The sequence below is a fragment of the Rhizobium sp. ARZ01 genome, assembly GCF_014851675.1.
In the GTDB taxonomy this organism is placed as follows: Bacteria; Pseudomonadota; Alphaproteobacteria; order Rhizobiales; family Rhizobiaceae; genus Mycoplana.
The window spans coordinates 599,218-619,093 of sequence record NZ_JACVAE010000003.1 but is presented as its reverse complement, the minus strand read 5'-3'; the positions used below and the strand labels follow the sequence as shown (position 1 = coordinate 619,093).

20 protein-coding genes and 1 pseudogene are annotated in these 19,876 nt (G+C 61.0%); 5 read left to right on the top strand and 16 right to left on the bottom strand.

Annotation, left to right across the window (positions count from 1 at the left end; all coding sequences use genetic code 11):
• Positions 1-6: 6 nt before the first annotated feature.
• The 6 genes from IB238_RS20260 to IB238_RS20235 all read right to left on the bottom strand — a co-directional run bounded on the left by IB238_RS20260 (position 7) and on the right by IB238_RS20235 (position 4,028).
• On the bottom strand, positions 7-594 hold the full coding sequence (locus IB238_RS20260) for a hypothetical protein (protein WP_192251221.1): 588 nt from the start codon (positions 592-594) through the stop codon (positions 7-9).
• On the bottom strand, positions 584-988 hold the full coding sequence (locus tag IB238_RS20255) for a hypothetical protein (RefSeq protein ID WP_192251218.1): 405 nt from the start codon (positions 986-988) through the stop codon (positions 584-586). The genes IB238_RS20260 and IB238_RS20255 overlap by 11 nt, the downstream gene beginning before the upstream one ends.
• A gap of 678 nt (positions 989-1,666) precedes the next feature.
• Complete coding sequence (locus IB238_RS20250) at positions 1,667-2,095, bottom strand: DUF1178 family protein (protein WP_192251215.1); 429 nt, start codon at positions 2,093-2,095, stop codon at positions 1,667-1,669.
• Positions 2,092-2,949, bottom strand: coding sequence for a carbon-nitrogen hydrolase family protein (locus IB238_RS20245; RefSeq protein ID WP_192251212.1), 858 nt, complete (start codon positions 2,947-2,949; stop codon positions 2,092-2,094). Before IB238_RS20245 ends, IB238_RS20250 begins: the two co-directional genes overlap by 4 nt.
• An 11-nt stretch (positions 2,950-2,960) precedes the next feature.
• A complete protein-coding gene (gene grxC, locus IB238_RS20240; RefSeq protein WP_192251209.1) occupies positions 2,961-3,215 on the bottom strand; it encodes a glutaredoxin 3 in 255 nt (84 codons plus the stop codon).
• Between the two features lie 33 nt (positions 3,216-3,248).
• Positions 3,249-4,028, bottom strand: coding sequence for a ComF family protein (locus tag IB238_RS20235; RefSeq protein ID WP_192251206.1), 780 nt, complete (start codon positions 4,026-4,028; stop codon positions 3,249-3,251).
• Between the two features lie 89 nt (positions 4,029-4,117).
• Between IB238_RS20235 and IB238_RS20230 the strand changes: the two genes are divergently transcribed.
• Positions 4,118-4,993, top strand: coding sequence for a methyltransferase domain-containing protein (locus tag IB238_RS20230; protein ID WP_192251204.1), 876 nt, complete (start codon positions 4,118-4,120; stop codon positions 4,991-4,993).
• Between the two features lie 10 nt (positions 4,994-5,003).
• Here IB238_RS20230 and IB238_RS20225 read toward each other — a convergent pair whose 3' ends face one another.
• The 6 genes from IB238_RS20225 to IB238_RS20200 all read right to left on the bottom strand — a co-directional run bounded on the left by IB238_RS20225 (position 5,004) and on the right by IB238_RS20200 (position 9,188).
• Positions 5,004-5,174 carry a Flp family type IVb pilin gene (locus tag IB238_RS20225; protein WP_192251201.1) on the bottom strand — a complete coding sequence of 57 codons (171 nt, stop codon included), beginning with the start codon at positions 5,172-5,174 and terminating at the stop codon, positions 5,004-5,006.
• A 58-nt stretch (positions 5,175-5,232) separates the two neighbouring features.
• Positions 5,233-5,556 carry a hypothetical protein gene (locus tag IB238_RS20220; RefSeq protein ID WP_192251198.1) on the bottom strand — a complete coding sequence of 108 codons (324 nt, stop codon included), beginning with the start codon at positions 5,554-5,556 and terminating at the stop codon, positions 5,233-5,235.
• 200 nt (positions 5,557-5,756) lie between these two features.
• Positions 5,757-6,173, bottom strand: a complete 417-nt coding sequence (gene mutT / locus IB238_RS20215) for an 8-oxo-dGTP diphosphatase MutT (RefSeq protein ID WP_192251195.1) — start codon at positions 6,171-6,173, stop codon at positions 5,757-5,759.
• Positions 6,170-6,937, bottom strand: a complete 768-nt coding sequence (locus IB238_RS20210; RefSeq protein WP_192251192.1) for a GNAT family N-acetyltransferase — start codon at positions 6,935-6,937, stop codon at positions 6,170-6,172. The genes mutT and IB238_RS20210 overlap by 4 nt, the downstream gene beginning before the upstream one ends.
• 60 nt (positions 6,938-6,997) lie before the next feature.
• Positions 6,998-8,239, bottom strand: a complete 1,242-nt coding sequence (argJ, locus tag IB238_RS20205) for a bifunctional glutamate N-acetyltransferase/amino-acid acetyltransferase ArgJ (RefSeq protein WP_192251189.1) — start codon at positions 8,237-8,239, stop codon at positions 6,998-7,000.
• Between the two features lie 58 nt (positions 8,240-8,297).
• The gene (locus IB238_RS20200; protein WP_192251186.1) at positions 8,298-9,188 is read right to left on the bottom strand and encodes a peptidylprolyl isomerase; all 891 of its coding nucleotides are present in this window, start codon (positions 9,186-9,188) and stop codon (positions 8,298-8,300) included.
• 230 nt (positions 9,189-9,418) lie between these two features.
• Here IB238_RS20200 and secA point away from each other — a divergent pair, with 230 nt between their 5' ends.
• Positions 9,419-12,139, top strand: coding sequence for a preprotein translocase subunit SecA (gene secA / locus IB238_RS20195; protein ID WP_192251183.1), 2,721 nt, complete (start codon positions 9,419-9,421; stop codon positions 12,137-12,139).
• Positions 12,140-12,171: 32 nt separating this feature from the next.
• Here secA and IB238_RS20190 read toward each other — a convergent pair whose 3' ends face one another.
• Positions 12,172-12,444, bottom strand: coding sequence for a hypothetical protein (locus tag IB238_RS20190; protein WP_192251168.1), 273 nt, complete (start codon positions 12,442-12,444; stop codon positions 12,172-12,174).
• Positions 12,445-12,539: 95 nt separating this feature from the next.
• On the opposite strand from IB238_RS20190, the gene IB238_RS20185 reads away from it, so the two are divergent.
• Positions 12,540-13,952 carry a lipopolysaccharide biosynthesis protein gene (locus tag IB238_RS20185; RefSeq protein WP_192251165.1) on the top strand — a complete coding sequence of 471 codons (1,413 nt, stop codon included), beginning with the start codon at positions 12,540-12,542 and terminating at the stop codon, positions 13,950-13,952.
• 103 nt (positions 13,953-14,055) lie between these two features.
• Positions 14,056-15,219, top strand: a pseudogene (locus IB238_RS20180) (GNAT family N-acetyltransferase); the annotation flags it as partial.
• 98 nt (positions 15,220-15,317) lie between these two features.
• Here the strand turns inward: IB238_RS20180 and IB238_RS20175 are convergent.
• Positions 15,318-16,970 (bottom strand): AMP-binding protein, encoded by a 1,653-nt coding sequence (locus tag IB238_RS20175; RefSeq protein ID WP_192251159.1) that lies wholly within the window; start codon positions 16,968-16,970, stop codon positions 15,318-15,320.
• A gap of 71 nt (positions 16,971-17,041) precedes the next feature.
• Positions 17,042-17,308 carry a BON domain-containing protein gene (locus IB238_RS20170; RefSeq protein ID WP_192251156.1) on the bottom strand — a complete coding sequence of 89 codons (267 nt, stop codon included), beginning with the start codon at positions 17,306-17,308 and terminating at the stop codon, positions 17,042-17,044.
• Positions 17,309-17,390: 82 nt separating this feature from the next.
• On the opposite strand from IB238_RS20170, the gene IB238_RS20165 reads away from it, so the two are divergent.
• Entirely contained in the window at positions 17,391-18,602 is a 1,212-nt protein-coding gene (locus IB238_RS20165; protein ID WP_192251153.1) for an adenylate/guanylate cyclase domain-containing protein, read from the top strand.
• 490 nt (positions 18,603-19,092) lie between these two features.
• On the opposite strand, the gene IB238_RS20160 is transcribed toward IB238_RS20165, so the two are convergent.
• On the bottom strand, positions 19,093-19,875 hold the full coding sequence (locus tag IB238_RS20160) for an amino acid ABC transporter ATP-binding protein (protein WP_192251149.1): 783 nt from the start codon (positions 19,873-19,875) through the stop codon (positions 19,093-19,095).
• Position 19,876 lies beyond the last annotated feature (1 nt).

Below are 19,876 nucleotides of genomic sequence, written 5' to 3'. Positions count from 1 at the left end.
GCCGCTTTAGCATGCGGAATCAATGGTAATTTGGCCGCCGTCGATTGGGACTACTGTTTTGCAAACTTTTCCGTCGTGACCCATTTGGATTGTCTGTAGAGCTTTACCTACCGTTATCGTCGTCGTCCCAGCGCTCTTGACGATTGTAATGCCGTTCAACTGAGACGATTCCGGCAGATTTCTTTGAAAAAGATATATGGCCACGACCGCAAAGGCTGCCAGCGATGCAGCTATTGTCAGGTAGAACGCGGCCACTGACAGCAACACCGAGTGCCGTCTGGCCGAATCTATTCTCTGCCTCCCCGCGTCCAACCCCAAGCGAAACCGTTCTGCTCTTCGCGCCAGGTTGTGCGCTTTCATAATTCCAATGAGCGCGATGATGCCGGCAAAGAAGCTCAAGCCGAACACGCATACAATCGCAGCGACCAAAACGATGTTGTCGAAATTGAACCGGCTGCTTGTGACAACAGTGAATGTCCCGGCGATGAGAAGGCCACAAAAGAGCAGAATGCTATTGCAGACTCCAGAAATCAGTGTTGCCTGAGCACTCCCGTCCAGGGAATTACGCGTCTCGTCGTCAAGATTAATCGGCATCCATACAAGCCAGTATCGGAAACCGGCCTCCGAAGATCGAGCGAACTGCCGCCGGATTGTTAAGCAGCGCCTGAATCCCCGCGCCGGTAAGCTTTCCGTTGTCTGCGTATTGTCTTAGGATCGGACTTGAAGCCAGTTGGTCAATTACTGCGGCAGGCACCTCCGGTCCATTCAAGGGAACGGCAAACTGTTGTCCGCCGACAATAATTGTAGGCTCAGAAATGGTATGGGGACTGTAAAGTCGCCGATCATGCAGAACTTGGCCAAGGGCGCTGAATGCTGTCTTGGCTATAGCTTTACTTTCGTCATCCAATTCGTAGTTGGTCGCGAGTTTTGCAATGGCACGGTCTTGCCAGGAGGGCGTAGCCTCGCCACTCACCATTGCACCTGACATAAACGTCGCTCCTCGATGAGCCGAAAATGTACACACGAAGGTGACACAGACCTTTCGCGAGTCAAGGCTGCATGGAAATCTGCCACCTACTATCAGTTTTGGCGCCGGACACGGCAATGTGTGCCGTCGCCCAGGCAGTGGGGGCAAGTCGCGATTGCTCTGGAAGCAAGACTTGTTTGCAATTTCGCGCAGACGCATCATATTCATTACCTGCACAACCCTGAGCGCAGACCATGGGCAGCCCGTAATTTCAGCCGAGAGATGAGCCGACAAGCGAGGCTGCCTACGCGCATTTTCCACTCCTGCACTGTTGCGCTCAGCTCCTCACAACCAAGAGCTCTGCCATGCGTAGGTATTTGAAATACTTGGCAACGCTGATGACGGGCTTCAGTGCTTGCCTTACCAACGGCACAAGAAAGCCCCGTTACGGCAATAGACATCGCGCTGGAACCGGATCGACAATGGTCCAGCACGCGCGGAGGCTGCCAATGCCCGTCTGCGTGACGGTTTGCCCAAAAGGCGAGGACTATCTCAAGATAGATGAGATGCGTTCACCTTCTCGCCAGGTGACAATTTCGGCACGGCTCGAAAGAAGCCGGGCTGTCGTAGTCTCGACATGCAGCCCGAAATTACACATCGCGAGATAATGAGCCAGCGTCCCTCGGCTGCTTCAAATGATCAATTGTTGTCGTCTGGGAGAACGGGAAGCGGTGCGATCTCGACACCCTCCTCGATCAACTCGCGCGCCTCTTCGGCGGTTGCCTTGCCAATCAGGCCGCGTTGCTCGGCCTCGCCATAGTGGATTTTGCGCGCCTCCTCGGGAAACCGCTCCCCCACATCTTCGGCGTTGGCCTTGATGGTGGTAACGAGTTCGCGCAGCTTGTCGATCACTTCCTGATTGTGAGCGTTCATGACGGCGTGCCGCTGCTCTTCCTTCTTGCGCGCCGTTGACACGGATGGCGCCATCAGGCGTTTCGTCACGCGCGGCGAGCCGCAAGAGGGGCAACCAACGAGCGCGCGTTCCTTTTGTCGGTCGAAATCCTCCGCCGAGCCGAACCAGCCCTCGAATTCGTGGGCATTGTCACAAATGAGGTCGTAGCGGATCAAGCTGCAACGCCTCCTTTCGCCGGAAGAGAAATCTCTTCCACTGTGAACGCGCGACCGTTCTTCAGGTTCGGAATTCTGTCGTGGGCGGCCTTGACCGCGCCAACGTCGATCTCCGCGGTGATGACAGCCTCGCCAGTTCCGCCGGCAGCCGAAAGCACGCGCCCCCAGGGGTCGATGATGATCGAGTGCCCGAACGTCTCGCGCCCGTCCTGATGCACCCCAGCCTGCGCAGCGGCGATGATGAAGACACCGTTCTCGATGGCACGGGCCCGAAGGAGCGTCTCCCAGTGAGCCTCACCCGTCTGCCGCGTGAAGGCGGCCGGGACGGAAATGATCTGTGCGCCCGCCTGAGCCTCCGCCTTGAAGAGTTCAGGGAAACGCACGTCGTAGCAGATGGCAAAGCCCAGCTTGGCGAAGGGTAGGTCTGCGAGCTTCGCGACGCTGCCAGCGCTGTATACCGCGCTCTCGCGCCAGCTCTCGCCGTTGTCCAGATCGACGTCGAACATGTGGATCTTGTCATAGCTGCAGATCCGCTCGCCATTCGGGGCAAAGAGGAAGCCTCGGTTGGCAACCTTGCCATCAGCAAGCGCGATCGCCGTGGAGCCGACATGGAGGTAGATGCCGAGTTCGGCGGCAAGGTCCGATGCCGTTTTGACAATCAGATCAGCGGTCTCGTCCTTCAGCACTGCCTTCAGGCCGGCACGATCCTTTTGCACGGCGCCCGTCATTTCCGGCGTCTGCACATAGGTCGCGCCTTGCGCGGCTGCCATGCGCACCAGCCGGGCCATTGCCTCGGCGTTCGCCTTCGGATCTGTGCCAGAGCACATCTGAACGGCGGCAATCTTCACGGACATCGTCGCCTCCTTCAGGCCGCCAGCATCGGGTCGAGCTTGCCGGCACGCTCAAGCGCATGCAGGTCGTCGCAGCCGCCGACATGCTCGTCGTCGATGAATATTTGCGGAAAAGTGTTGCGGCCCGCCCGATTGATCATCTCCTGACGGACTTCCGGCGCATTGGTCGCGTCAAACTCCGTATAGGCGACGCCCTTCGTTTCGAGGAGCTTCTTGGCAGCGGCGCAGTAGCCGCAAAATTGCCGCGTGTAGATGTCGACCGATGCCATGCCTGCGATTTCTCCGTAACCGTGTTTCAGTTCTCATATATGGTCGGCGAGGGCCCTTGCAAAGGTCAAAACGCTGACCTCTGCCGCACCGCCCCCGCGCTTCAGTGCCCGCGTTGCCGCAGATACGGTCGCTCCGGTCGTGTAGACGTCATCGATCAGGAGTACGCGCTTTCCGAAAAGTGCCGTCTTGCCATTTTGACTAACCGAAAAGGCGCCTTGTACGTTTTCCTGCCGCGCCGCCGCGCTAAGGCCAATCTGCCGCTTGGTACGTCGCGTTCGCTGCAGCGCGCCGAGAACGAGCGGCTTTCCTGTTTGCCGCGCAATCGCCCGTGCAAGCTCGGCCGACTGATTGAATTTGCGCGCAAACAGCCTGTAGCGGTGCAGCGGCACCGGTACGATCACCTCGCAGGCCTCGATCTCTCCGTCGGCTGCTCTTACCATCCAGGCCGCCATCATCGGGGCCAGATCGGTGCGGTCGCGATATTTCAGGTTATGAACCAGCGTACGTGCAAGCCCGTCATGCAGCACGGCCGATCGAAGGCGGGCAAAGGGAGGCGGATCGGCGATCGCATCGGCACTCAGGATACCTGCCCCAAGATCGTGGGAGAAGGGAACGCCAAGCACTTCGCAATACGGCCGCTCGATGAAGCGGAGGTACGACCAGCAGCGCGCACAAATCCCGGCATGCCTGCCAAGCAGCACCTGGCAACCGGGGCAGGTCGGCGGATAGATGAAATCGATCGCCACAGCCGCAACACTCCGGCCACCTTGCAGGACAATTCTACGAAATTTGCCAAGTCCGGTTTGCGTCATGCGATTGACAATCCCATTTCCATGGCGCCTTTGCACAGCAAGACTTGCCGCTGCGCATCGGCCGCAGCCTGAAACACGGGAAGTGTTCATTGGAAGCGATCTTTGATCAAGCCCTGGTTGAGCAAAATCGGCTACGCACGCTTAACGCGGCAACAGCACCGGCTGATTTTCTATTGAAGCTGGCCGCCGACGAGTTGTCGGAAAGGCTCGGCGTCATCGAGCGCCGCTTTGACGAAGCCGTTGAGATCCACGGCTACACCGGCATCGTCGCAGAGGCTCTGCAACGAACCGGAAAGATCGGACACATCTCGCGGATCGAGACAGACCCGACCTTCGCAAAAGCTGGCGATACCTTCATGTCGGCCCCATTTGAGCGACTGCCGCTGGAACCGGCATCGATCAACCTCGCCGTCTCGCCACTGTCATTGCATCTCACCAATGACACACCCGGCGTCTTCGTGCAGATTCGCCGCGCCCTCAAGCCCGATGGGCTCTTTCTCGCCGCCATCCCGGGCGCCGATACGTTGCAGGAACTGCGCGAGGTGTTGTTGCAGACAGAGGCCGAGATGACCGGCGGCGCAAGCCCTCGCGTCATTCCCTTCGCTGACATTCGCGATATCGGTGCCCTTCTTCAGCGCGCCGGCTTTGCGCTTCCCGTCACAGACAAGGAGACCTACACCGTCCGGTACGACTCGATATTTCCGCTGATGCGCGACCTGCGCGCCATGGGAATGGCCAACCCGCTTGCCGCCCGCAGCCGCAAGCCTTTGTCGCGCGCCTTCTTCATGCGGGCCGCCGAACTCTACGCCGAGCGCTATTCCGATCCCGACGGACGGGTCCGCGCGACATTTTCGATTGTCTACCTGTCCGGCTGGGCTCCGCATGAGAGCCAGCAGAAACCGCTGAAGCCGGGTTCGGCAAAGGTACGGCTCGCCGACGCGCTCAAGTCAAAGGATTTCGGCTAATTGAGTTCGCTCAGCCCGCGTTTGCCACGGCATCCCGAATGGTCTCGAAGACAATCTGCAACTGTTCGCCAAAGGCGCCCAGTCCGCCGATCAGGCCGACGGAGATGAGGGCCGCGATCAGGCCGTATTCGACCGCGGTCGCACCGCTTCGGCCCAGGATCAGAGCTTTGAACTGACGCATTACGACCTCGCTTACCTGAACACCAGAGATTGCGGCGGTCGCGCGTGCTGGTTGCTCTTCAGCAGCCGCTCGAGACACCGTTTCCATCAACGATGCAGACCGCACCGGGCATTTCTTGCAGCACGCTCCTGCGGACCGTGTAACGCTTGCCTTCACCACGCTTCGGCACCGACCCGGTCGAGATCATGTCGAACTCATCCGGCGTCTGCGCCATGATGCGCGTATTCGTCTTGGACGAAAGGACCGGCGTCAGCACCAGCGCGAGTGCAATCGCCGCCGTACCGAACAAAAGCGCAAGGTTGAGAACACCAGTGCGGCCGTTGCCGGAAACCGTCGTCAGTTCCTTGTCTTGAACTGCTTGCCAGAATTCGTCGTCCCGCATTTCCGTAACTCTCTATGGACCTTTACACTGACGCACGCCCCGTTGTCGGGTACCCGGATAACGGAAAAAGCCATGCGCCGGTTCAAAAGTGCCAGGACGTTTCCGCATATGCGGTCGCGCAATAGCAGGGCTATTATTTGGACGACGGAGATAAACGATGGATTAACGAAGGGAAATAAAGATCCCGACGCGATGCAAAATCACAACAAATCCATCAGATAGGGGATCAGCGGCTCATCGGCCGGCGGCATGGGGTAGTCCCGCAGCATCTTCGGCTTGACCCATTTCAGAGCCTGCCCCTCACGGCCGTGCGCAGTGCCCTCATATCGGCGACAGACGTAGAGCGGCATCAGCAGGTGGAAGTCATCGTAGCTGTGGCTCGCAAAAGTCAGCGGCGCCAGGCATGCAACCTTGGTGGTTATGCCGAGTTCCTCGTGCAATTCTCGGATCAGTGTCTCTTCCGGCGTCTCGCCAGGTTCGACCTTGCCACCAGGGAACTCCCACAGTCCGGCGAGCGACTTTCCCTCCGGCCGTTGGGCAAGAAGAATGCGACCGTCTGCATCAATGAGGGCGCAAGCAGCGACGAGGACGATCTTGCGGGAGGTCGATTGTGTCATGGTTTGGCCGGTCCACGGTAGATATAGCGGTAGACTTCGCGGAATCCGGCGTTGCGGTAAAGTGCCAGCGCGCCTTCGTTTCCGACTTCTGCCTGCACCCAGGCCCTCTTCGCTCCGCGCAGCCGCGCCCAGCGCATCGAAGAGTGAAAAATCGTCGTCCCGATCCCGCGGCAGCGCAGTTCCGGTGCGACGGCAAGCTGCAGAACGCCGGCAAGGTCGTTGTCCTGAACCGTCAGCGATACTGCGGAGGGGCCGAAGCCCGGCTCCTCGAAAATGAACAGCCCTGTCTCCGGCTTGATGGCACTGACAATCTCGGTCAGTCCGGGCTTCAGCGCAGGATCATCGCCGGAAACCCGGATGCGCGCATCGACGAAACGCCCTACATCCCGGCTCGGCAAATGCTCCACCCCATCAGCGCTTTCCGGCAGCGCTGTATCGGACAGGTTCGCCATCATCACCGCCGTCTCGCCGACATGGCTCCATCCGGCTTCATCCATGAATGCGATCAGCGCGGGTGGGGCAAGCGGCGTCTGGCGTACGAGCAACGGCCGCCCGTAGTCGGAAAAGCGCTTGCCGGCTTTTTCCAGTCGCACGGCAATATCACGCGTGTCGGATGGATCGAGCGGATTGACGGAGTTTACGCGTTTGGAAGGGTGGCCTGCCGTCAAGCGGATCAGCCAGCTGCCATCATACTGGGTCGACACCGCCGGCCAGGCACGAAAGGCGACGGCTTCCAGCCGGCGCACGCTTGCCAGGTCAGCCATGGCGCTCTGCTCCCTGAAGCGAATGAGGTCGGGATCTGTCACTGATGCCTTCCCCGCCGCTCAACTGCGATAGTCGCCGTTGATCTCGACATATTCCTTTGTGAGATCGCAGGTCCACACGGTCGCCTTGCCGCTACCGAGGCCGATATCGACGCGCACGGCAATATCCTGTTCCTTCATGACGGCCGAAGCCGCTGCTTCCGAATAGGCCGGATCCCGCTCGCCGTCGACGGCAACCCGCACATCGCCGAACCAGATCGCGAGGCGGTCGCGGTCGGCCATTTCGCCGGACTTGCCAACGGCCATCACCACCCGTCCCCAGTTGGCGTCCTCGCCGGCGACTGCCGTCTTGACGAGCGGAGAATTGGCAATGGAAAGGGCGATGCGCTTGGCCGCAGCGTCATTCTCGGCGCCTTCGACCGTTACGGCGACCATCTTGCGCGCGCCTTCGCCGTCGCGAACCACCTGCAGGGCGAGATCCTTCAACAACTCGTTCAACGCCGATCGGAATTCGGCCAGAGCGGGATCGGAAGAACCCTTCACCGGTTGTTGGCCGTCGACTGCAGCAGCACCCGTGGCGAACAGCATCAGCGTGTCCGACGTCGACGTGTCGCTGTCGACCGTCACCGAGTTGAAGGTCGGGCCGACACCTTCGGACAGGAGCGTTTGAAGCACGGCCGCCGGAATATCGGCATCCGTGACCACGAAAGACAGCATGGTCGCCATGTCAGGCGCAATCATGCCAGCCCCCTTGGCAATGCCATTGATGCGGACGGGCACGCCGCCGATCCTGGCAGTCCGGGTGGCGACCTTCGGATAGGTATCCGTGGTCATGATCGCCTTTGCCGCCTCGAACCAGAAATCCTCCTTGCCGGACACTGTGAGGTCGTCGAGCACACCGGCAAACTTGGTGGCGTCAAGCGGTTCGCCGATCACACCGGTAGAGGCTAGGAAGACCTCGCCCTCGCCGCATCCCACGGCCTTGGCTGCAGCGGCAGCCGTCATCGCGGTCGATTCGCGACCCCTGCGCCCCGTGAACGCATTGGCATTGCCGGAATTGACGACCACGGCCCGGGCCTTACCACCCGAAAGGTTCGCCTTGCAGAAATCGACCGGAGCCGAGGGGCACTTCGACGTGGTAAAGACCCCGGCCACCGATGCCGGTGCATCGAAGACCATCATCAGCACGTCGGTACGGCCCTTGTACTTGATGCCGGCGGCGGCGGTCGCCATGCGCACGCCACGGACCGGCGGCATTTCAGCGTAGGATTTCGGGGCAAGCGGCGAGACGGTGGCGGACATGGCATTTCCCGTAAGCAGTGGAAGGCCCGCCTTTTGAGGGGCGGGCCTAATTACAATGTTAGTTGTTCTTCGGCTCGGCAGCTGGCTCGCCCTGTACGTCGGCCTGCGGCTTGCTGATCTCGTCGTAGGACTTCTTCAACGCCGGATCCTCGATCTCGACGGTTGCCGATGCCTTTGCCGCCTCGAGAAGCGCGATGTACTTGTCACGCATGACCAGTTGGCGGACCTGCGGCTCGACCTGTTCCAGCGTCGGCGGGGCCTGCGTGCGCTTGTCTTCGACTAGGATGACGTGGAAACCGAACTGTGTCTTGACGGGGGTCTTGGTGTAGGCGCCCTTTTCCAGCGCGAAGGCAGCCGTTTCGAACTCCGGCACCATGCGCCCCTTGGTGAAATAGCCAAGGTCGCCGCCTTCGGAGGCTGCATCCGTCGACTTCTCCTTGGCGAGGTCGGCAAAATTCTTGCCGCCATCGAGGGCGGTGATGATGTCCTTCGCCTCCTGCTCGGTCTTCACCAGGATGTGGCGGGCGCGCACTTCTTCCTGCGGCTGGACCGCGGAAATTTCCTTTTCGTAGCGGGCCTTCACTTCTTCCGGGGTTACCGCGTCAACGACATGCTTCTTGAAATAGGCGTTATGCAGTTCGCGCTCGGTAAGGTAGGCAACACGCTGCTTGAACGTCGTGTCGTTCTCCAGCCCCTCCTTGGAGGCGCCCGCTGCGAGCACCTTCACGTCGATGAGGGCCGACAGGGCAGCGACCTTCTTCTGTTCCGGCGGCAGATTCGCAAGCTGCGGATCGAGGCCGGCGATAGCGAGATCGATCTCGGATTGATGGATTTCCACGCCGCCGACCTTGGCGACGACCGGATCAGGCTCGTCCTCTGCGGAGGCCACACCGTGTGCAGCAGCGATCGCGATCATCGCGACGGCTGCGAGCTTGCTGTATCTGAACATTCTCATAAACCTTTCACAGAGGCCAAATTCGGGACGAAAGAGACACTCAATCGGTTGAACAGCACTGGAATGTGGCGGTTGTGTAACCGATTGCGCCGTTGACATCATTCGACCCCCCTCTTATCTGTCACGCAATCTCGCGTCCAGAACGTTTCCGGGCGTTTCACGGCTTTACGCGCATATCGCAAGCTGTTCGAAACGCCCCCGACACAAAAGAAAGGACCATCCCGATGGTCAGCCTCGGCGGCCTCGCCCGCAAACTGTTCGGCTCGTCCAACGACCGCCGCGTCCGCTCTTACAAGGGCAGGGTCGACGCGATCAACGCCCTCGAAGCTGAAATGAAGGCGCTCTCCGATGAGCAGCTCGCCGCCAAGACGGTGGAATTCCGCAAGCAGCTAAGTGAAGGTAAAACGCTCGACGACCTTCTAGTGCCCGCCTTTGCCGTGGCGCGTGAGGCTGCGGTGCGGGTGCTGGGCCTGCGCCCCTTCGACGTCCAGCTCATCGGCGGCATGATCCTGCACGAAAAATCGATCGCCGAGATGAAGACCGGCGAAGGCAAGACGCTGGTGGCCACTTTGCCGGTCTACCTGAACGCCCTTGCCGGCAAGGGCGTGCACGTCGTGACCGTCAACGACTATCTCGCCCGCCGCGACGCGGCCATGATGGGGAAGATCTACGGCTTCCTCGGCATGAAGACCGGCGTCATCGTGCACGGCCTTGACGACGACCAGCGCCGCGACGCCTACGCCTGCGACGTGACCTACGCGACCAACAACGAGCTTGGCTTCGACTATCTGCGCGACAACATGAAGTACGACCGCGCCCAGATGGTCCAGCGCGGCCACTTCTACGCGATCGTCGACGAAGTCGACTCGATCCTCGTCGACGAGGCACGCACGCCGCTGATCATCTCCGGCCCGCTCGACGATCGCTCCGATCTCTACATCACCATCGACGCCTTTATCCCGATGCTGTCGGAAGAGGACTACGAGATCGACGAAAAGCAGCGTTCGGCCAACTTCTCGGAAGTCGGCACGGAGAAGCTGGAGAATCTGCTGCGTAATGCAGGGCTTCTCAAGGGCGAGTCGCTCTACGACGTGGAGAACGTCGCAATCGTTCACCACATCAACAACGCGTTGAAAGCCCACAAGCTTTTCACCCGGGATAAGGACTACATCGTCCGTAATGACGAAATCGTCATCATTGACGAATTCACGGGCCGCATGATGCCGGGCCGCCGCTATTCCGAAGGCCAGCACCAGGCGTTGGAGGCCAAGGAAAAGGTCCAGATCCAGCCGGAAAACCAGACGCTGGCGTCCGTCACCTTCCAGAACTACTTCCGCATGTACGAGAAGCTCGGAGGCATGACGGGCACGGCTTCGACGGAAGCAGAAGAGTTCGGCAATATCTATGGCCTTGAGGTCGTTGAAGTGCCGACCAACCTGCCGATCAAGCGCCTTGACGAGGACGACGAGGTCTACCGGACAGCGGAAGAGAAGTACAAGGCGATCATCGAGGAAATCAAGGACGCGCAGAAGCGTGGCCAGCCTATCCTGGTCGGCACGACCTCGATCGAGAAATCGGAACTCCTGGCCGAACGCCTGAAGATGTCCGGCGTGAAGAACTTCCAGGTTCTCAACGCCCGCTACCATGAGCAGGAAGCCTACATCGTCAGTCAGGCTGGCGTGCCTGGCGCTGTCACGATCGCGACCAACATGGCCGGCCGCGGCACTGACATCCAGCTCGGCGGCAACCTCGACATGCGCCTCGAGCGCGACCTCGCCGAGGTCGAGCCAGGCCCGGAATACGACGCAAAGCGTGCGGCGATTGTCGAAGAAGTCAAAAAGCTGAAGGAACAGGCGCTTGCCGCCGGCGGCCTCTACGTTCTGGCAACCGAACGGCACGAAAGCCGCCGCATCGACAACCAGCTGCGCGGCCGCTCCGGTCGCCAGGGCGACCCGGGCCGCTCGAAGTTCTACCTGTCGCTGCAGGACGACCTGATGCGCATCTTCGGCTCCGACCGCATGGACGGCATGCTGCAGAAGCTGGGCCTCAAGGAAGGCGAGGCGATCGTCCATCCCTGGATCAACAAGGCGCTGGAACGCGCCCAGAAGAAGGTCGAAGCGCGAAACTTCGACATCCGCAAGAACCTGCTCAAGTATGACGACGTGCTGAATGACCAGCGCAAGGTTATCTTCGAGCAGCGGCTCGAACTGATGGATGCCGAGAGCATCACCGAGATCGTCGAGGACATGCGCCATGAGGTCATCGAGAACCTCGTCAAGCTGCACATTCCCGAACACGCCTATGCCGAGCAGTGGGACGTCGCGGGCCTGAAGGCCGCTGTCGCGCAGCATCTGAACCTCGATCTCCCGGTCGAGCAGTGGGCGGCCGAGGAAGGCATCGACGAGGCCGACATCCTGGCGCGCGTCAAGACCGCCGCCGAACAGGCAGCAGCTGACCGCGCCGAGCGCTTTGGGCCGCAAATCATGGCCTACGTCGAGAAGTCGGTGGTCTTGCAGACGATCGACCATCTCTGGCGCGAGCATATCGTCAACCTCGACCATCTGCGTTCCGTCATCGGCTTCCGCGGCTATGCCCAGCGCGATCCGCTGCAGGAGTACAAGGGCGAGGCGTTCGAGCTGTTCCAGGCGCTTCTGGCGAACCTGCGTCAGACCGTGACCGGACAATTGATGCGCGTCGAACTCGTTCGCGAAGCGGCCGAGGCCCCTGCCCCGGCGCTTCCGGAAATGGCCGGCCACCACATCGACGGGACGACCGGCGAGGACGACTTCGGCGAAGGCGGCGGCTTCATGGCCATATCCGTCAATCCCGAGGACCGCGACCCGCAGGATCCCTCGACCTGGGGCAAGGTCGCACGAAACGAGCCCTGCCCCTGCGGCTCCGGCAAGAAATACAAGCACTGCCATGGTGCGTTCGAGCAGGTCTAGGCCTAGTCGAGCCATCAACCGACGTGAGGTGATCAGATGCCGCCTTCGGGCGGCATCTTCGCTTCCCGGCTTTGCCTATGTTCCGCCTCGGCCAGCGCGATCAGGTTTGCCAGAGCCTCAATTCCGAACTTGTTGATGTGCTTGCGCCCCAGCGCAATGTCGATGCGGAACGCCAGCTCTTCGGCGCTGGCGCGGACCAGATCGGATAGGCGTTCGATCCCGATCTCCTCGAGATAGCGCACCGTCATCGGCCCGACCGAGTGCGCTTTCAGCATCCGCGCCCTTTCTTGCGGATTGATCGCCATATCTCCTGCCTCCGCTGGCCGCTGCCACCCTTTCTTAACCCTGATCTGACAAGACTGCGCACGTGTGTTTTGTATTGCGTGCGGGCCCTGTGTTCATGGCGGTTATTCAGTCGGCGGAAAAGCTGCTGCCAAATGGGCTGCGCCGCAAGGCCGCACCGCTCCTGCGCCATCTCGCAGCGATTCTCGCCGGTAACGATCCCCATTCTCGCGCGCAGCGCATGGCGTTGATCGCTTTCGTCATCCGCGTCGTCAGCGCCGCGATCGCCTTCGTCTCCCAGATCATCATGGCGCGAATGATGGGCGAATTCGAGTACGGCATCTTCGTGTTCGTCTGGGTGCTGGTCGTCATATTCGGCAATCTCTCGTGCCTCGGTTTTCACTCGACGGTTGTTCGCTTCCTGCCGCAATACAGCGAGCGCAACGCATTCGAGGAAATCCGTGGCCTGACGGCGACGGCCCGCACATTCGCCATGGCGTCCGCGAGCCTGCTTGCAGCCCTCGGCTTGCTCGGGCTTTGGCTTTTTGGGGATCGTATCGAGACTTACTACGTCGTACCGGTCTATCTGGGGATTTTCTGCCTGCCGATGATTGCGCTCGGAGACGTGCTGGAGGGGACGGCACGCGCTCACAGCTGGGCGGTGGTGGCGTTGAGCCCGACCTATATCGTGCGACCGCTGCTCATCCTGCTGTTCCTCGTAGTGGCCATCATGTCGGGTTCTCCTCACAGTGCCCAAACCGCCATGGGCGCCGCCCTCGCGGCCACCTATCTCACCTCCGTCGTGCAGTTCTTCAACGTGGCCTATCGGTTGCGGCACACCTATCAGCGCGGGGCGCATCGCATCGAGTTCGGGACCTGGATAAGGATGGCGCTGCCAATCTTCCTGATCGAAGGATTCGGCTTCCTGCTGACGAACTCGGACGTCGTGGTTGTCGGCCTGGTGCTCGATCCGGAGAGCGTCGCAATCTATTTTGCCGCGGCAAAGACGATGGCGCTCGTCCATTTCGTGCTGTTCTCAGTCAAGGCCGCCGCGGCCCCGCGCTTTTCCGCACTCTACGGCCAGGGCGACCGCCTGGGCCTCGCCGCATTCGCCGGAGAGACTGTGCGCTGGAGCTTCTGGCCGTCGCTCGCCGTCGGACTTTGCATGCTGCTTTTGGGTGATTTCCTGTTGTCGCTGTTCGGCCCCGCCTTTACCGCAGGCTATGGCGTCATGGTCATCCTGCTGCTCGGCATCCTTGCAAAAGCCGCAGTGGGGCCTGGCGAAGTGCTCCTGACGATGGCCGGCCAACAAAAGCTCTGCGTGGCGCTCTATGCCGCAGCGCTCATCGCCAACATCGGCCTCAATATCGCGCTCATTCCAGCCTTTGGCATCTCCGGCGCCGCCATTGCGACGGCCGGGGCGATGGCCATTGAGGCTCTGCTTCTGTTTGCCGCCGTGCGGCGCACACTCGACATCACTCTCTTTGCGTTCGCCGCGCCTGTAAGGCGCCGGCAGGACAGGACTGACTGACATGACCTTTATTTCGGGACCAAGCAATAATGCAGGAGGAGCGCCGTTCGGCGATCCGCCAGTTGGCGCACCGCAGGCTCCAATGGCGGAGTACCGAATTCCGGTCGGCAGACCCGGCCGCTCGCTCTCGCTCTACCCGGCGGTCGCCGGCTACGAATTGCAGCAGGAACTCGATTTCCTCGCAAACCGCGCGCTGGAACCGAATGTCTTCTTCACGGGACGCTTTCTCGCGCCCGCCATGCCGCGCCTCGAGGATCGCACGGTGCGCCTGTCGCTGATCCGCGACGAGGACGCGCGGCGCAGCCGCATCCGCCTCCTCATGCCGTTCTCCGTCGAAAAGCCGGGATTCTCCATCGGTGCAGGCATCATCCGCGCCTGGTCCAATCCTTTCGGCCCGCTTGGCACGCCGCTGGTCGATGTCGAGGAAGCGGCAGAAACGATCGACAACCTCTACGAGGCGCTGGCGGCCCCCGGAAACGGCTTGCCACCGATACTCGTGTTGCCCGACCTGCGCCTAGACGGTGCCTTCGCAGCCCTTGCCCGCGCCGTCGCAATCGGCAGAAACCTGCCGCTGACGGTGACCGGCACCTACCGCCGGCCGATGCTCGAGAGCCTCCTGGATGGCCCAGCCTACATAAAGAACGCAATTTCACCGCAACATTTCCGAGAATTGCAACGCCAGTGGCGAAAGCTCGAAGAAGTGGGAGAGGTCTCCTACAATGTCGCGCGCCAGCCGGGCGAGATCCGGATGCGCATGGAACAGTTCTTGCTGCTGGAGGCAGCCGGTTGGAAGGGTCGCGGCCGGACGGCAATGATCAACGACCGCTATCGTGCCGCCTTTGCGCGCGAGGCCATCACCAACCTTGCTGAAGCCGACAGCGTTCGCATCCACACGCTCGACCTCGACGGCAAGGCGATCGCCTCGATGATCGTGTTTCTGGCCGGCGGCGAGGCCTATACTTGGAAGACGGCCTACGACGAGGCCTTCGCGCGCTTCTCGCCGGGGAAACTACTTGTGGCGCAACTTACGGAATGGCATCTCGACGACGCAAATATCGTCCGCTCGGATTCCTGCGCCGTGCCCGACCACCCCGTGATGAGCCGCTTCTGGGAAGAGCGCGAAGGCATGGGAACGCTGGTTATCGGCCTGCAGCAGAACCGCGACCGGGACGTCCGCCAGGTCGCAGCGCAACTGCATCTCTATCGCAACACCCGCAACGTTGCCCGTCTCTTGCGGGACAAGATCCGGGCGCTGGCGAAGCGATAGCACCGGAGTTTTCGAACGCATCCGCCGGCACGGCTACCACGTGCCTTGTGATATCATCCGCCCCAGCAATGTGTCTCTGTGCCCTTCGTGGGACGAATCTAAGCGTCAAGCGACGCTGCGGATCTCGCCTCCGCTATCGCACGCTCGCGCAGAAACCGGCGGATGACCTTACCCGACGTCGTGAGCGGCAGGCTTTCGACAAACTCCACCTCGCGCGGATATTCGTGCATCGAAAGCCGCCTCTTCACCCAGTCGCGGATGTCGGCGGCGAGGCTTTCGCTGGCGGCATGCTCCGATCCCAACATGACATAAGCCTTGACGATCTCTGTGCGCACGGGATCGGGCTTGCCCACCACGGCGGCCAGTTGCACGGCGGGATGGCCAGCCAGGCAGTCCTCGATCTCGCTGGGACCGATGCGATAGCCCGATGACGTGATGACATCGTCGTCGCGGCCGATGAAGGTGATGTAGCCCTCCTCGTCCATGCGCCCCATATCCCCGGTCGTCATCCAGTCACCGACGAATTTTGCTTTCGTTGCAGGCTCGTTGTTCCAGTAGCGCAGGAACATCACCGGATCGGGCCGCCGCACGGCGATCTGGCCGGTCTCACCGGCAGGCAGTTCGCGGCCGTCCGCATCGATGACAGCCACGACGTGGCCCGGCACGGCCTTGCCGATCGGTCCCGGACGCGACACGTCCAACCTGCCGATTGAGCCGATGACGATGTTGCATTCGGTCTGGCCGTAGAACTCGTTGACGGTGATGCCGAGCGTACGACGCACCCACTCCCAAGTCTCCCGGCCGAGCGACTCCCCCGCCGTACCGATCGTGCGCAAGTTGAGACGGTAGCGTTCTCTCGGATTTTCGACACTCTTCATCAGGCGCAGTGCAGTCGGCGGAATGAAGGCGTTGCGAACGTCCATCTCCGCCATGATCCGGTATGCCATGTGCGGGTCGAATTTCTGGCCCGGCGACGAGACGACCGGGACGCCGAGCAACAGTGCCGGCAAGAGGACGTTCAGTAATCCACCGGCCCAGGCCCAGTCGGCCGGCGTCCAGATCCGATCGCCCGGCTGCGGCAGGAATTCATGGTGCATCTGGAAACCCGGAACGTGACCGAGCAACACGCGATGGCCATGTAGCGCCCCCTTCGGCGGACCCGTCGTGCCGGAGGTGTAGATCATCAGTGCCGGGTCGTCCGGACCGCTATCAAAAGCGTCGAACGGCACACCGGTGTCTTCCTCGATGGCCGCGAAGGGCACACTCCCCTGCCCCTCGCCGTCTGAAAGGACGATCAGTGACAGTTCCTCGAGCCGATCCCGTATCTCTGCCAGCCGCTCGAAGCCGAAGCCGTTGGTGACGATCGCCTTTGCCGCCGCGTCGCGCAGGCGAAACTCCAGCGCTTCAGCCCCGAAGAGCAACGCCAGCGGCAGGGCGATCGCCCCGAGCTTGTAGATCGCGAGATGGGCGATCACTGTTTCGAACCCCTGCGGCAGCAGGATCGCCACGCGGTCGCCCGCCTTGACGCCGCGCCGGGCAAGCCCCCGCGCAAATGCCGACGAACGGGCGGCCAGTTCAGCATATGTCAGGCCTTGATGGTTTCCATCGTAGCAGAAATGCTGAAGGCAGATGCGATCGGGATCCCGTATGGCCCAGGCATCCGCGACGGCGGTTCCGATATTGAACCGCTCCGGAATGGTCCAGCGGAAGTCGTCGTAGAGGTCCTCGTAGGTCGTCCGTTCGGAAAGCATTTGCAACGCAGCCCCTTTTCGCTGCACTGCACTACCATTTCCGGCGCACCTGCGGCAACGGTGCGATTGGCTCACGGCCCGGCGGAAAGCTGGGCTTCCACGCCCCTGACACCATCGACGGATCGGGCAATGGCGATTGCCCGGTCGATCTCCTCGAGCGATCCGAGGCGTCCCGTCAGGTATACCGTCCCGTTCTCGCACGTCACCGCAACATCCGAAGGATCGATCGTGCCGGCCGCCGCCAGCGCATCTGCGACTGCCGTTTCGAGCAGGGCGGGGTGCGGTCCGTCGAAGTGTTCAGGCAGTTCGCCGTGAAATGTACCTTCCTTGAAGACCATTGGAACCTCCGAGACGTTGCGCGATGTACAATTGGGATCTTTCCTGCAATCCTCCACAGTCAAGACCCAAGCGGATCATCTCATGGACCATCAGGAACTGCACGACATCGCCCTGTGGCTGTCCAGGCAGGGCTACGAGGGGATGGACGAAGCGGAATTAATTGCCGGATTCTGCGAACGTTGCAATGCGGCCGGCATGAGCATCGCGCGTGTACTCTGCCTCATCGACACGCTGCACCCCGAATTCGAGGGACGCGCCTTCCAGTGGGATAGCTTGAACACCGTCTCACCCGTGGTCGAATACGCACCGACGAAGGAGGGGCGCGCGAAGGACGTTTGGGAAGCCTCCATTTTCCATGAACTCCTACACGGCAAAGCGGACGAAATTCGCCGCCAGTTTGCAAAAGGCGCGCCGGCCGATTTCTACAGCCTGCAGGAGCTCAAGGACGACGGACACACCGATTATGTCGCAATGATCCACCGCTTCACCGACCGCGGGCGCGTTGGTGAAATGGACGCCTTCTCCTCTCACTGGACAACGCGGGACGAGAACGGCTTCGATGAGGAGAACCTCGTGGCACTTCGCGCGCTGTTGCCAATTTTGGCGCTTGCAATCAAGTGCGCCGCATCGATCCGGATTATCGGCACGCTGGCCGAGATCTACCTGGGGCGGGATGCAGGGCGGAAGGTCGTCAGCGGCCATATAAATCGCGGGGAAGTCGAGAAGATCGACGCGGTGATCTGGTTCTCCGACCTGCACGATTACACGAGGATCTCCGACAATTCCGATCCCGAGCAGATCATCCCCTTCCTCAACGACTATGCAGAGCTCGTGATCAGTGCGGTCCACGATCATGGCGGTAACGTATTAAAGCTGATCGGTGACGGCGTGCTTGCGATATTCCGCTCCAGCGACCGACAAGCCGACTGCGCTGCCGCGCTCGATGCCGAACGTTCGATGCATCGCAACCTGTCGGATCTCAATGCCAGGCGAAGGGCCGCCGGCCTGCCTGCTACGGACGTCTACCTGGGTCTCCATGTCGGAGAAGTCTTCTACGGCAACATTGGCAGCCGTGGCCGCCTGGACTTTACGGTCGTCGGCCCCGCAGTGAACAAGGTCAGCCGTATCTCTTCGCTTTGTACGTCGGTGGATCTTGATGTGCTGATGTCCCGAGACTTCGTTGACGCCTGTCCAAAGAAGCGCGCCGCCGACATGGTTTCTCTTGGCCGCTACGCGCTTCGCGGCGTCAGCCGGGCAACCGAACTCTTTACGCTCGACCCGGAAACGAACTGAAGCCCGCCGGAGACAGAGTCACCCGGCAGGCTTCAACGCATTTTCATGCCAACCAGGTGCACCCAACACGTCGATGGCGACACCAGTTGTCAGCGTAGTACGCGTTTGTTCACCCGAAGCCAAAAGCAAAAGGGGGGATCAAAAGGGGGATAAATATGGCGAGGGCGGTCGCCGGGGCAGCTTTCGGCCAGTTCGCGGGCGGCCGAAAGCTGCCCCGGTGAAACCACCACCAACCACCAGCCAGTCCGTCGTGACTTCACCAGAAAGGGCTGGAAAGCTGCGGTAGGTCCCGGCCTGGGCAATCCATCCGCTCTGAATTGTGGGAGCCATAGTCACTCCTCCTCTGCCGGATGGGACGGCGCTGCCTGCCCGGCCCCATCGAGAATTTTCACGTCACGGGGCAATGACCACATCCACCGGCGGCTCCGCCACCGACGATCACAGCATCCGTCTTCGATCGAGCACACAACTTGAGTTCCGACACGACCAATCATGAAGCGATCGCCGTCTGATGTGCCGGCTTGCGCCCGATCAGGGAGGCCGTGCGCGGATCGGAGGGATTGTCGAAGATATCCTTCGGTGTCCCCTGCTCGATGATCCTGCCGTCGGCCAAGATAACGACGCGGTCTGCCACGTCTCTTGCAAATCCCATCTCATGGGTGACAACGATCATTGTCATCCCGTCATCGGCAAGCTTTCGCATGACCGCGAGCACCTCGCCCACGAGTTCGGGATCCAGCGCCGACGTTGGCTCATCGAAGAGAATAAGCTTTGGCTTCATCGCCATCGCCCTGGCGATCGCTATCCGCTGCTGCTGCCCACCCGACAACTGTTTGGGGTAACTGCCGCCGCGACCTTGCAGTCCGACTTTCGCCAAGAGATGTTCCGCGTCCTCGATGGATTGACGCTTATCCACTCCGAGCACACGCTGCGGCCCGATGGTAACATTCTCCAGTGCCGTCAAGTGCGGAAACAGATTGAAGTTCTGGAACACCATGGCCGTCTGCTGACGGACCTTGCAGATCGCGGCCTCTTTGAGTTCGTGTAGCTTGCCGTTGCGCTCCTCGTATCCTACGAGCGTCCCGCCGACATAGATGCGACCGGCATTGATGGTTTCGAGGTGGTTTATACAACGCAGGAACGTCGATTTTCCGGACCCCAACCGACCGAGCAGGCAGACAACCTGCCCGGGCTCGACCGACAACGAGATGTCGTGGAGCACTTCCACGCTCCCGAAGGACTTGTGTACGTGTTGGGCGCTGAGAACTGTCATA